Annotated in this window: 12 protein-coding genes; 2 read left to right on the top strand and 10 right to left on the bottom strand. The window is 51.2% G+C overall.

Annotated features, from left to right (window positions below):
• Nucleotides 1–3: 3 nt before the first annotated feature.
• The 8 genes from L1N82_RS03600 to L1N82_RS03565 all read right to left on the bottom strand — a co-directional run bounded on the left by L1N82_RS03600 (nucleotide 4) and on the right by L1N82_RS03565 (nucleotide 9,866).
• Nucleotides 4–348 (bottom strand): cyclic-phosphate processing receiver domain-containing protein, encoded by a 345-nt coding sequence (locus L1N82_RS03600; RefSeq protein WP_235285955.1) that lies wholly within the window; start codon nucleotides 346–348, stop codon nucleotides 4–6.
• Nucleotides 349–376: 28 nt separating this feature from the next.
• Nucleotides 377–1,222 carry a deoxyribonuclease IV gene (locus L1N82_RS03595; protein ID WP_235285954.1) on the bottom strand — a complete coding sequence of 282 codons (846 nt, stop codon included), beginning with the start codon at nucleotides 1,220–1,222 and terminating at the stop codon, nucleotides 377–379.
• A gap of 7 nt (nucleotides 1,223–1,229) precedes the next feature.
• Nucleotides 1,230–2,048 (bottom strand): Fpg/Nei family DNA glycosylase, encoded by an 819-nt coding sequence (locus tag L1N82_RS03590; RefSeq protein WP_235285953.1) that lies wholly within the window; start codon nucleotides 2,046–2,048, stop codon nucleotides 1,230–1,232.
• A 52-nt stretch (nucleotides 2,049–2,100) separates the two neighbouring features.
• On the bottom strand, nucleotides 2,101–2,931 hold the full coding sequence (locus L1N82_RS03585) for a TIGR01457 family HAD-type hydrolase (protein WP_235285952.1): 831 nt from the start codon (nucleotides 2,929–2,931) through the stop codon (nucleotides 2,101–2,103).
• Complete coding sequence (locus L1N82_RS03580) at nucleotides 2,931–4,016, bottom strand: Gfo/Idh/MocA family protein (RefSeq protein ID WP_235285951.1); 1,086 nt, start codon at nucleotides 4,014–4,016, stop codon at nucleotides 2,931–2,933. The genes L1N82_RS03585 and L1N82_RS03580 overlap by 1 nt, the downstream gene beginning before the upstream one ends.
• On the bottom strand, nucleotides 4,013–5,296 hold the full coding sequence (locus L1N82_RS03575) for a ribonuclease H-like domain-containing protein (protein ID WP_235285950.1): 1,284 nt from the start codon (nucleotides 5,294–5,296) through the stop codon (nucleotides 4,013–4,015). Before L1N82_RS03575 ends, L1N82_RS03580 begins: the two co-directional genes overlap by 4 nt.
• On the bottom strand, nucleotides 5,293–7,578 hold the full coding sequence (locus tag L1N82_RS03570) for a DEAD/DEAH box helicase (protein WP_328284419.1): 2,286 nt from the start codon (nucleotides 7,576–7,578) through the stop codon (nucleotides 5,293–5,295). The genes L1N82_RS03575 and L1N82_RS03570 overlap by 4 nt, the downstream gene beginning before the upstream one ends.
• A gap of 311 nt (nucleotides 7,579–7,889) precedes the next feature.
• The gene (locus L1N82_RS03565; RefSeq protein ID WP_235285949.1) at nucleotides 7,890–9,866 is read right to left on the bottom strand and encodes a M28 family peptidase; all 1,977 of its coding nucleotides are present in this window, start codon (nucleotides 9,864–9,866) and stop codon (nucleotides 7,890–7,892) included.
• 202 nt (nucleotides 9,867–10,068) lie between these two features.
• On the opposite strand from L1N82_RS03565, the gene L1N82_RS03560 reads away from it, so the two are divergent.
• Nucleotides 10,069–10,482 carry a hypothetical protein gene (locus L1N82_RS03560; protein WP_235285948.1) on the top strand — a complete coding sequence of 138 codons (414 nt, stop codon included), beginning with the start codon at nucleotides 10,069–10,071 and terminating at the stop codon, nucleotides 10,480–10,482.
• A gap of 59 nt (nucleotides 10,483–10,541) precedes the next feature.
• Here L1N82_RS03560 and L1N82_RS03555 read toward each other — a convergent pair whose 3' ends face one another.
• Nucleotides 10,542–11,516, bottom strand: coding sequence for a metal-dependent hydrolase (locus L1N82_RS03555; RefSeq protein ID WP_235285947.1), 975 nt, complete (start codon nucleotides 11,514–11,516; stop codon nucleotides 10,542–10,544).
• 224 nt (nucleotides 11,517–11,740) lie between these two features.
• Between L1N82_RS03555 and tlp the strand changes: the two genes are divergently transcribed.
• On the top strand, nucleotides 11,741–11,962 hold the full coding sequence (gene tlp, locus L1N82_RS03550) for a small acid-soluble spore protein Tlp (protein WP_235285946.1): 222 nt from the start codon (nucleotides 11,741–11,743) through the stop codon (nucleotides 11,960–11,962).
• Nucleotides 11,963–12,086: 124 nt separating this feature from the next.
• Here the strand turns inward: tlp and rnz are convergent, their stop codons facing one another.
• Entirely contained in the window at nucleotides 12,087–13,028 is a 942-nt protein-coding gene (gene rnz / locus L1N82_RS03545; RefSeq protein WP_235285945.1) for a ribonuclease Z, read from the bottom strand.
• Nucleotides 13,029–13,113 lie beyond the last annotated feature (85 nt).

Here is a 13,113-nt window from a genome sequence, read left to right as displayed (position 1 = left end):
CCTTCACTTATTGCTGCTTGTTCGCCCAATCTCTTCAACGAGCGAATCAGGCATCGGCCCGTTAACGAGGAGGACATCCTTGGGCGCCCTCTCCATTAATGCCGCATACATCTGCATCCTTCCGGACGGGCTGGAGGTGTGCAGATAAATCCGCCGCGGAAACTTGCCGGTCTCCAGGATGTGGCGCACAACCTCCATGCCGTTCGGCTCTCCGTATCCAAGCTCAAAGTCCAGCGATAACAGATCGACATCTTCAGAATCGAGCAGCAGCTTGCATTCCTCTGCATTCCGTGCAAGCACGAAGCCTGCCGGACAGCGCCTGTAATCATCCAGGTAAATATGTATCATCCGTTCATCCCTCCAGTACTCCATAGCTCTATTCCGTGGCGAGCAGATCGGATACCTTCAGCAGCTGCTTCCTGTGCGTATAACCTTCTGGCTCAGGTGTCTCCAGTATAAGCGGTACACTGCGGATTTCCGGCTGCGCGAGCAGCCAGCGGAGATTCGGCTCCCCGATTCTCCCCTGTCCGATAGCCGCATGACGATCCCGGCGGGACCCGCTTTCGTACCTGGAGTCGTTCAGATGAATGGCGGCGAGATGGTCAAAATATTCCAGCTCCCTCGCTTTTTCCATCCAGCACTCCCCATTGGTCTCATTCCACACCCCGCTTGCAAACAGGTGACAGGTATCCAGGCAAAAACCGATTTTCTCCGGATAACGGCTAAGACTGCGGATCTGTACCAGCTCGTCGAAAGTTGTACCCATCGGCGCATGGTCACCGGCCTGATTCTCGATCAGAAGCTTGGCAGCGCCTGTCCATTCCTTCAGCACGCGATCCAGCGACGCGATGATATGCCGGTATCCCTCAAGAATATCCGGGCCTTTGTAGATGCCAAAATGTACGACCGTTCCCAGCGAACCGCAGGCTTCTGCAATTTCAAGATCATTCAGCAGCGATACTGCAGTCCGCTGCGCATGATCCGAGCCTGGCGCAAATGCCAGATTGACAGGGTAAGGCGAGTGGGCAATAGAAGCAATTCCGTTCTCCCTGCAGTAAGACGCGCAGCGCTCCGCTTCCCTGCGGTCAAGCTCCTTCACGCCGAGTGACCGGGGATTCTTGGGGAAATACTGGTAAGCAAGACCGCCAAGCCCTCTAGCTTCTTCTGCAGCGCCCTTAAACCCGCGCTTGATGCTGACGTGGCTGCCAATCCGTACCTGCACCTGTCCATCACCCTTTCTGCTGGCAGCTGGGGCAGTAGAAAACTTTGCGGGACGAGAGCTCTTCCTTCACAATTGGTGTACCGCATACGTGGCATGGCTCCCCTTCCCGGTCATAGACGAGGCAGTTTGCGTTATATCCGCCCGTGAGGGTGTCGCCCTTGAACAGAGGCATCTCCATGTATCCGCCGAGACGGGCCGCATTATAGAGCACTTCCTTCATGGCATCGTACAGCTTCTTCCACTCTTCTTCCGATATATCCGGGATTGGCCGGTCGGGCCGGATCCCAGCTTTGAAGGCCATTTCATCTGCATAACAGTTGCCAATACCCGCTATCACCGACTGATCGACCAATGCTGTCTTGATCTTCCCCTTCTTCTTGGCAAACCGGGTTCTGAACAGCTGCTCGTCCATTCGTTTGTCAAAAGGCTCCGGACCAAGCTCAGCCAGCTTCTTGTTGGTTTCTTTTGCCGTGAGCAAATGCAGATAGCCCAGTCTCAGACCTATGAAATGCAGGGTGCCAGTCGCAAATCGCAAGGCCACCTGCACACTTCTGTCCGGCTTATCCTCTTCATCCACACTCCAGTAAAGCAGCCCGCCCAGCATCAGATGCAGCAGCAGACGGTTTCCGTTATCCAGGTGAAAAACTAGATGCTTGCCCCGCTGTTCGACATATAAGACAATGCTACCGACAGTGCCTGCTGCGAACTGCTGCTCATCCACGTTGACTGATTTAATTCTTGTTACTTCTGCTCCCGTAATCCGGGCCCCCGCTATTTTCTCTGACAGCAGACGGCGGTACGTCTCCATCTCCGGCCATTCCGGCATGGGATCAACCTCTTTCTCTCTGACCGTATCGTGTAGTTGTTAGTATCTATACTCATTTCCTGAACATGGCTGATATATACGAAATTAGTTCATTAAGATCCTCGCAGATTTGATCCGGCTCTGCACCCGCCTGCAGGCGAAGTGCCTCGTAATTGTCTTTATTCGTAATCCCAGTCATGACCAGCAGCGAGCGGCAGCCCGCGTTATTTCCGGCTGCGATGTCAGTTGCCAGATTATCACCGATAACAAGTGCTCTCTCCGCCCCGATTCCCAAACGCTCCAGCGCGACATTCATTAATATTGGAGAAGGCTTACCGATCACAACAGGTTGGACACCGGAAGCTGCTTGGATCATCGCACCGATTGAACCTGCTCCAGGGATAACGCCGCCTTCAGAAGGCAGCAGCAGATCCGGATTCGTCATAATCGAACCGGCACCTCCCCTTATGAGCCTCACGGCTTCCGCCACCTTATCATAAGTCAGCCCCCGGTCGATGCCCTGCAGGACATAATCCGGGTTCTGGTAAACGACGTTAAGACCTGCTCCCCGCACAGCTTCAAGCAGCCCTTCTTCGCCTATAACAGCTACCTTGGCACCTGGCTTCTCACCCGCAATATATGCCGCCGCCCCTTGGGCACTGGTACATACGTCTTCTGGTTCAGCCGGAATACCCATTGCCTGCATCCGTTCCGCTACGGTCTCAGGTGAAGCCGAGGAGTTATTGGTGACGAACAGATAAGGCAGCTCGAGCTCCTTCAGCAGCCGGATGAGCCGGTCCGCCCCGTCAATCATTACGGACCCGTGAAACAAGGTTCCGTCCAGATCAATCAGCAGCCCCTGAGGCAGCGCTGTCTGTGTCTGTTCCGAGCTGTAAGCAGCCATCAGCGATCCCGCCCCTTCAGCACCTGATCGATCCAGTATTCAACAGCAAGACCATCCTGCAGGGTAGGAACAAGATCTGCATAGCGAATTTCACCGGCACAACTCAGTACATAGTGATGCAGGGCCGCAAAATGTGTGTCAACCGCAAAGCCCATCGTAGCTTTCTCATCCGGCAGCAGAGCAAGCGTTTCGGGAACCGGCAATGCCGGTGTATACCCGCTTAGCAGGTGAACAGCCGGAACAGCTTGCCGCTCCAGATCACAAGTGATGCTGCCTTTAGAGCCGACGATTTGGATATCAAATGCGTCCGACCCATAGGCGATCCTGGACACTTCAGCTATACCGCGAACGCCTGATTGCGTCTGATAATGCATAATCGCCCAGTCATCCACATCAACTGCAGCCATACCCTCGCCGCTTGCTGCCTTGCGCTCGCCTACGAAGGTAAGGGCATCCCCGCTTACGCTTGCGAAATCGCCAAACCAGTGCCGGATCATATCGAGCACATGTACACCGAGATCCGTTATCGCACCGCCGCCCGACATCCCGCTTTCGAGACGCCAGCTCACCGGCCGCTCCGGGTTCAGGTAACCGGATCTGCGGTACGATATCTTGCACTGCAGGATGTCACCGAGCACGCCTTCGTGAACAAGCGAACGAATACGCATGACGGCAGGGTGATACCGGAAAGTGAAGGCCAGCTGGTAGGGCAGCTGAGGCTGAGTTTCAGTCAGCTGGACCAGAGCAGCAGACCGTTCATATGTATCTGCGAGAGGCTTCTCGCAGTAAATGCCTTTAAGATGGCTCACCGCCGCTTCAGCATCCTCCAAATGCCGAGCATTCGGTGTGCAGATATCGAAGACATCAACCTGAGGGTCGGCAGCAGCCTCCATGATGGAGTCCGTTACATTCCGGAAACCGATTGCGGCTGCTTGGGCCGCATGCCGCTCAGGCGAGCGGGTAACAAGCGTGTCCAGCACTGGTACTGCAGGCAGCTGCTTCACAATAGGCAGCGCCCGCAGCGCAGTCATATGTGTTTTGGCTATATTGCCAAATCCGATCATGGCAAAACGAATTTCTTTCATGCATGATACCTCCCGGCTTTTCTGCGCAGCCGTTCTATCCGCTTGCGGATTGCATCGACCTCCGAGCGCCGCTTCGGATCGTTGCGGTACAGGCTGAGCCGCTTCATCGCAAGCTCAAGCGCATGCTCCGTATAATGAAGCGCCCGTTCATAATCCTTGGATCGGTGTTCGAAGTACATGGCCAGTTCAATATGTGCATCATTGACCGGCAGCTGCGATTGTTCGGCGCTGTTAGCGGCCTTCTGCCACAATAGCACAGCACGCTGCCAATTTCCACATTTCTTGTCCCGTGCTGCCAGCGGTAGACACCAGGATGGTGACGGGTCCGTGTGAATCAGCCTGTCATACAGCCGCTCCGCTTCTTCCTGCATTCCCATTCGTTCCAGCCACAGACCGGTACGGAGCAGCTCCTCAGACCCTTCCGGATATTCCAGCGCAGTTCCGAGCCCGCCGCCGAGCAGCAGGCCGAAGCGGACAGCCAGGCATGCCAGCGCCAGCATATCCAGCTCATTATGGGTGAATACCTCAGCCAGCGGCCCGGGATCATTGTCGGACAGAAACCGGAAATAACGGGCGGGCGCCTCTGAGCCAGGCAGATCGTTGACACGGAATATCCCTAAGCGCTCCTCCTCCACATGACTGAGCCGGCAGGAAGCCAGCGTATTGCGCCAGATGCTTCTCGATGGATGGAGGAAGTCCAGATGCTTCGGATCAGCCATGGCGCGTCCCAAGCCGTTCATGATATACCGTCCTGCCAGCACAGGCCAGTCGAAGGTTTTGCCGTTATAGGTTGCCAGGTACGAATGCCGCTCGACACGCTGTTTCAGGTGAGCCAGCATCGCCCGCTCTTCCGCCGGATGACGGATGAGCAACTGTTCAATGACAAAGCGCTCCTCCTCCACATAAGCAATGCCTGTCATGAAGGGTACATTGCCGGTTCCGACACCAAGTCCTGTTGTCTCCAGGTCAAGGAACAGAATCTGTCCGGCTGAGATAGCCGGCTGCCCAGGGTGGAAGGCATTAAGCCCTGGCGCATACAGATGCAGGTCAGACAGCTGATGATGACCGTGGCGGTAGGGCAGCGGATAAACCCTGCGCCTTATCAGGAAGCTGCCCCAGTCATTCTGAAGCATGCGGACTCCGAGCGGCTCCCAGCTGCTGCTGAGCTCCTCAGCTTCATCAGCTAGTACCAATGGAACAGCTTCTTCCCTCTGCTCCACTGGTCCATTGTCCCCCGTCAGTCCTCGCAGCTTGTTCATCCGATCCCTTATGCTGCTCATGACCTACCCTCTCCCTCCTGAAGCAGTTCCAGTGCATGCGTCTTGCCCATCAAGCCGACTTCCTCGATCGGCCCGACACAGGCCGGACAGCCGCTTATGCAGCCGCAGGTCCGTATCCAATCCTTCGCCCGCTCCAGAAGCTCGTCGTGTACGTTGAACAGACGCTCGCTGAGCCCGATGCCGCCTGGATACCGGTCATAGAAGTAAATCGTCGGCCGCTGGGTATGGACAGCCTTTACCTGCGGGTACACCCGAATGTCCATCGGATCACACATCAGATAGACAGGCGCGATGTGCACCAGCACATTCGCTATGCCGAGCAGCGCAAACTGCATATCATTCGTGCCCATGCGCGCAGCGGCCTCTTCGCTGAACGTAAACCAGTAGGCGCTGGTATGAAGCTCCGCTTCCGGAAGGTGAATTGGCCCCGAGCCGATATTCTCATGGGTGCGTAGACGGAGCTTCTTAAAAATCGTCGGCTTAGCGTTCACTGTGACTTCGCCGTACTGCCGGACAATATCGCCTGTCTGCAGCTCCTTGTCCACATGCAGCACTTTAAGCTCTACCGCCATGCTCGCATCCGTGAAGTAATCCACATCCACTTCCCTCACATAGGCTTTCTTCTCGGGAAAGTCCAGCTTCTCCACTTGGTACTGAACGCCTTCATGAATGTATATCGCTTCTTCATGGATCAGGGTAGGGGCGCTGAATTGATCGACCTCCCCAAGAACACGGCTTCCGTTCGTCATATCAATAATGATGAAATTCTCCTGCGCTGCTGAACGCAGGGAGATATTGTGGGCCGGGAAGGATTGATCCATCCAGAACCAGCGGCCCTTCACGTGATGCAGAACCTTCTCCTCGACGAGAAATTCCAGCATGTCCCGCAGAGGCTCCGAGCCGAAGGTTTCATGCTCTTCAAAGGGCAGCTCATAGGCCGCACACTTGATATGGTCGATCAGGATCAGCAGATTATCCGGATTAATCAACGCCCGCTCCGGCGGGCGGTTGAAGAAGAACTCCGGATTCTGAATAATATACTGGTCCAACGGGTTACTGCTTGCCACCATGAAGGTAACCGAGCTTCCCTGGCGCCTCCCTGCACGTCCGGACTGCTGCCATGTGCTGGCCACCGTTCCGGGATAGCCATTCAGCACACAGGCCTGCAGCTGGCCGATGTCGATACCGAGCTCGAGCGCATTCGTGCTGACCACACCGCGGATTTCCCCACTGCGCAGGCCTCGCTCAATCTCACGCCGAAGCTTCGGCAGGTAGCCGCCGCGGTAGCCGCGGATCGTCTGCGGACCGACATCCTTGCGTACCAGGTCCTGCAGATACGTCAGCAGCAGTTCAACCCTCACCCGGCTGCGGGCAAAAACAATCGTCTGAACGCCCTGCTTCAGCAGCATGGACGCGAGATTCTTGGTCTCCAGCACACTGCTGCGGCGGATGCCGAGCTGCCGGTTCACTACCGGCGGATTATAGAATACAAAATGCTTCTCCCCCATCGGCGCGCCGTTATTGTCTACGACCCGTACAGGTCCCCCTACCAGCCGCTCGGCATGCTCGCCGGGATTGTCAATGGTAGCGGAAGCACAGATGAATTGAGGGTTCGAGCCATAGAAGCGGCAGATCCTCTTCAGCCTGCGGATCACGTTTGCGACGTGACTGCCGAATACGCCTCTGTAGGCGTGCAGCTCATCGATTACAATGTAACGGATATTCTCAAACAGCTTGACCCATTTGGTATGATGCGGAAGGATCGCGGAATGCAGCATGTCTGGATTGGTCACGACAATATGACCGGCATTGCGAATGGCCTGCCGCACATTAGGCGGCGTGTCCCCGTCATAGGTGTGAGTCTTGATATCTGCCTCCATCAGATCAGCCAGCTGCTGCAGCTCAGCAACCTGGTCCTGTGCCAGCGCCTTGGTCGGGAACATGTACAGCGCCCTGGCCGATTCCTCCTCAAGCACAGTCTGAAGCACAGGCAGGTTGTAGCACATTGTTTTACCCGATGCAGTCGGGGTCACCGCGACAATATGCTCGCCGTTCCTCACCGCCCGATAGGCATCCCGCTGATGCGTGAACAGACTGTGGATTCCCTTGGCCCGCAGCGCCTCTGCAAGCTTCGAATGCATATCGTTTGGCAGCTCGGCAGTTTTGGATTCCCTAGGCGGGATGGTATGCCAGTGCGTAACATTCTCCATAATTTCCGGCTGCTTGCGAAGGATGCTTAACCATTCCTCCAGATTCTCCGCTTTTCCAGTGAGTCGGTTCATACGCTGCCTCCTTGTATCTCTTATTTATAGGAACAATCTTATTTATAGGAACAATTTCAAATATTTATCTATATATGGTTTGAGCCGCGAATTCATAAAAGGCAGTATGATACCTATATACTACGTCATATTTTACAGAATACATGTTCGGGTGACAATGATATTTTATTTATACTCATTAATATTTAATATAATTAAATAACGGCATAGAAAACAGGCACTTCACCAGCTGTTCGCTTTAATGAAGTACCTTGTTTCTTCGAAGTCCACCACTCATTACAATACGCCATATTGATAAGTCTTATTGCTCGTTACTTTAACCCCATGCCGCCAATCACTGTATCCAGTGAAAGACTTTGTACAAAATCTAACGCTTCATCTTGCTGTGCTTTAGTCCAATCAATTGTCACGTAACTTGTGTTGTCCTGATTTGTCACGACTTTACCCTTATAAATCTGAAGATAATAGGTGTTACCTTCCACCTGCAGTTCTTTGCCCACCATTAACAAGTCATCGATTTTATACAAATAGTACTCCTTGCCGTCCTCGTGAAACTCTTCAGTCTCCACCTCGCTTGCTCCCTCGACTTCATCAGAGTGTTCATAAACGATTGGTTCTCTCTGAAGCGTGAGATTAAACCCTACATTAGATTTGTCTTTATAAATGAAGGTCAAACTGCTGGTGTCTGCTGCATCAATCGAGTCAATACGATGAATTTTGTTGTATGGTATCATTGAATAGTCTGCTTCATTTGGACTCCAATTGCTACTTAGAGTTACACGATGAAATGTATACCCTTGAATCGTTTCAGGGATATCCAGTCCTTTTATCATCTTCTCAGCCTCTTCAATCTTGTCAAACTCCCCTTCCGATTTAAAGAGAAGAGCGCTGTTTTTATCATTTCCATATTTCTGATAATCGCCAAGAGTCATTTTATTTAACTCAGCCTCTATTTCTTCTTGGAATCCTTCATCTACCTGAACTACTGTCTCCATACTTGATACAGGCAGCTCTATATGATTGCTGTTAGCTACAAAATTAAAGACTGATGTCACAATATCATGCAGATAATCGTGATCAACCAATTCTGGTGCATCCCTTGTCGTATGGATCATGTCCACCTTGCTCTGCCCTAATGTAACAGCAGGAATTCCGCTTTCCGTGAAAGCCAGATGATCGCTTGAATACCCCCTCGGCATTACTTCAGCCTGGACACCATGCTCCGTAAGATATTCTTGCAATTGGTTCATCAGGCTCTCCCCCGCACCATCGCCTATAACCAGCAAATCTCCACCTTCTTGCAGTCCAATACAATCCATATTAATAGCATAGATATGGTCATAGTGCTGGTCCATCTGCTTAACAAACGCCCTGCTGCCCTGAAGCCCTGACTCTTCTCCGTTAAAAGCGGCAAATACGACATCCGGCTGCATCGCGTGTCCACTATAATGGTTTTTCAGATTGGCAGCCAATTGGATCAATGCACTTACACCTGTTGCGTTATCTACAGCCCCACTGTATATTTCCTTGCCGGACCAGCCGAGCGAATCAAAATGTGCTGATAATATAATGAGATCCTTATGATCTTGATTTGGTGTGCCTTTCAGCATACCTACTATATTATGTGCCTGAACCTGCTCCTCTTTCATTTGGATTTTGATTGTGATCTCAGTGACAGTGTTCTTGTTTTTATTCAGCCACTCATAAACTTCCTCGGACAGTTGAAATACAGGAATATCATGATAGCCGGTTGGCAGGTGCTTCGTAAAATCATTCTTCTTAATGAATATAGCCATTGGATTAAGGTTCAATAATCCATTCCAGCTATCACCGTTATTCCATATTGCAACATGTCCTCTTACACTCGAAAAATTATTCTCTACAAAAACTGGCGTTCCTGTCTGGTCAAAACTTTCAGTCACACGCTGCTCCAGGTAGTCCTTGCCGTAAATTAATTCACGTTCTTCTGTACCAGTCTTAATGACAATAAGATACGCTTGCTTATCAGGGTCAAAAAATTGATGAGTATAAGGGATGGCAAACGATTCTCCTTGGTATGGTTCAAGCCCGATACGTTCAAAATGTTTCTCAATATACTTCTGCGCCTGTTCATTACCTTTTGTACCCGTCAACCTGCCCTTGTAACTGGTATCGGATAATTCCTGAATGATGCCTTCATATGTATGATCAAAAGATTTATTGACTTCCCTTTCTGTTTCATTACAACCAGATAAAATAACCACAAAAGAAACAACAATAAGGATGGGGTGAAAAAATTTCCTTAGCATTTAACTCCCTCGCTTTTTAATATATGTATCAAAATATCTCTACATAGTGACTGAGCATAGATTAACCCCATGGTGCTCCCCCTAGTTGGATTAGGCCTTCATCTGCTGTCATGACAACCAATATATCATCTATTATTTTACATGTAAATAGTTTACTTTTTTTATATTTATAGTATCTTAATCAGTAAAAGGAGGTGAGAAAATGAAACGCTTAATGCTAGCATTGCTAACGCTACTAGCTACCTTTACAATAGCTGGTACAGCATTAGCTTCTGAAGCAGAGGTTGCATCTGACAAAGGAAATATTAAAAGCAACTTAGAACTGAACTCGGGAGTTTCTGCCATGTATATACCTTGTGACTACTACTCCAGTGGACAACACAAATATGTACTGGCTGGGTCACAACAAGTTAAAGACTCAGGTGGTTCCCACGTAGTAGTAACTAAAAATCCAGACGGAAGTTCCTCTTCAAAAACCTGTGATATTACTAATTACTATAATGTTTCTAGGTATGTCTGTGCCTGCGGTCAGGGCTATGATGGTAGCCGAACTTTTTCCAGCACCTCTCATAGTATTCGCCATTACTCAATATCGCTCTACATAGGGCAATCATAAGAAAAGATGTAAAGACCCCGTTTTCCAGTGCCGGAAAACGGGGTCTTTATTATATTCACTTAAACATGCGGCGGCTCCCAGGATTTCTTGTACCACCCGATCCGCTCATCCAGCACGTTCAAATTACGGTCCAGTCTGACGGCTGCCTGGAATGGCATCTTGTGATTATACCAGAAACGGATATCACTCCAGGTTACCTCATAACCCTCCTCCCGTTCCTTCCACTCCACTTGATAGCGGTCAGCAAAATTCAGGAAGGAACGAACGCCATCTGTCGACATCGTTGCCTGAATAACCGGGTGTAGCTGATGACCCGGCTCCTGCTTCGGCAGTTCTGCCTCCACGATAACCCTAGAACCTTGAATCGTGCCCAGCTTGAAAGCTTGATGATTCTCAGATGCGAACTGCCAGTACCTTCCGAACAAACCAGGAATCATTGTTAACCCGTCGGTTGGAATCCCCTGTTTCTTCAGAAGGCCGGCGGCCTGGTGTTTATAATAAAATTTCAGTAACACATAGCCAATACTTATACCATAGATTGCGGCAAACATAGGGCCGGGTTCAAATATGCCAGCCGCCCATAATAAGGCACCTGCCGAATGGAGAGAGAACAGGAGAGGATCGAATAAGCTGATCACGTCCAGATGGAACCACTTCTTCGTCATGGGTCTTAAACATTGGACACCATAGGCGTTCAGCAGATCCAGAAGCACATGCAGACAAACAGCAGCCAGTGTCCAGCCTGCGATATGCCAGGCCGCCCCTTCAGCCCCAGCCAAATAAGCTGCCGGGAGGCCAATAATCAGCGCCCACAGAGGGAGCACGGGCAGGGCATGAGTCCAGCCGCGGTGGTTGCGCAGGTAAGCCGCCTTGCCCTTCACCCTCATTACCCCGTCAAAATCGGGGGCATTATTGCCGACCAGGGAAGCGGCCATCATCGCCGCTGCAGCACCGTCCGTACCGGCGATTACCGGATCGATCATTGCCAGTCCAGCAAGCGTAACGCCAAACAAAAGGTGGCTAGAAGTGTCCATCAACCGTCCTCCTATCGTGCAATGCGTTCTCCCGCACATCCTAACAGACTTTCGTTAACGCTGTGTTTAACCGTTATGACGAAATTGTAAGTAAGCGGCAGTCCTGCTATGGGCCTGTCAGGCATAATACGCGCGTTGTCTTCACATGCTAAATGTCGGGAAGCACTTCCCGCAGTACATCCCGTGCGGATAACTGTACACCATTCAGAGAGGCGTGATACGCAATGGCTAAACCGGATAACCGTGCAGATAACGTAGAGCACCTGCAAAAGGCAGTCCAAAATACCCTGCAAAACCTGCATGAGGGTGAGGACTATCTTGCCGAGCATGCTGATGAAATCGGTTCGACTGAATTCAATCAGGTTCGTTCGAAGAACGAGCGCAGACGCGAGGCCATTCAAGGATTCCGTTCTGAAATTAAAGATGAGGCTCACAAAAACGATTAACGTGGTTAACTAGTTTGTTACAACTTATCAGGCAATTATTTAACAAATCCCCTGCATGAGCCGGAACCGTTCCGGTATGCAGGGGATATCTTATAGGGAGCATTATTCCCTGTTCTTATTCGTTCTATTCCTTCGGTTCGGCAATTCGTGGAATGGGTACAGTTAGAAGATCTGTTGCCGGAAGCGTCTCAGGGAACAGTGTTCTTGCTTCATCAGCAAGCATTTCCAAATCATCCTCGCGGTATCTTGAGCTGAAATGGGTAATGACCAGTTTCTTAGCCCCTGCTTTTGCAGCTGCCTCGGCAGCCTGCGCGGTTGTGGAATGGCCGAATTCAACCGCCTTATCAGCCAATTCAGCCGCGAAAGTTGCCTCATGAACGAGCAAGTCCGCTCCAACCCCGAGCAGGATGGCATTTTCACATGGAGACGTATCCCCTAATATTGTGATGACTCTTCCGGGTATGGAAGGTCCTATAACCTCATCAGCGTAAACCATCCGACCATCAGGAAGCTCAGCATTAAGTCCCTGCTTCAGTCTCCCGTATACCGGACCGGGCTTCACACCTAATCCTTGCAGCTTAATGGCATCAAGCTTGCCGGAAACTGGCTTCTCGACAATACGATAGCCGTAACAGGGTACCCGGTGTTCCAGCTTCGCTGCCGTAACAGTAAACTGTTCATCCTCGTAGATGACTCCCTCTTCCTCAATCTCTATAATTTGCAGCTCGTATTCGAGGTTGGTTTGTGTCAATCTGAGGCTCATCTCGATTAACTGCTTGATGCCGTTCGGCCCGTATACAGTCACTGGTGATGTCCCGCCCGAAAAAGCCCTGCTGCTGAGCAGCCCCGGAAGCCCGAACGTGTGATCACCATGAAGATGGGTTATGAAAATCCGTTCCAGCCGGCTCAGTTTATGCGAGGTCTTCATCAGCTGATGCTGTGTTCCTTCACCGCAGTCAAACAGCCAGAATGTCCCTCTAGCGGCCGGGAGACGCAGCGCCGATGAGGTTACATTACGTCCGGATACCGGACGACCCGCTCCAGTTCCCAAAAATGTGATATCCATCAGTGCTTCACCTCCTCCTGTTATCATCAACCATCCATCCTATTATTAATCTGCACCCAGCCTGAACAATCGCATTTGGGGCAAA

Source organism: Paenibacillus tarimensis (assembly GCF_021532315.1).
GTDB lineage: Bacteria > Bacillota > Bacilli > Paenibacillales > Paenibacillaceae > Paenibacillus_I > Paenibacillus_I tarimensis.
Note: the sequence above shows the minus strand (reverse complement) of the source record. Positions and strands in the feature narration are given on the sequence as shown.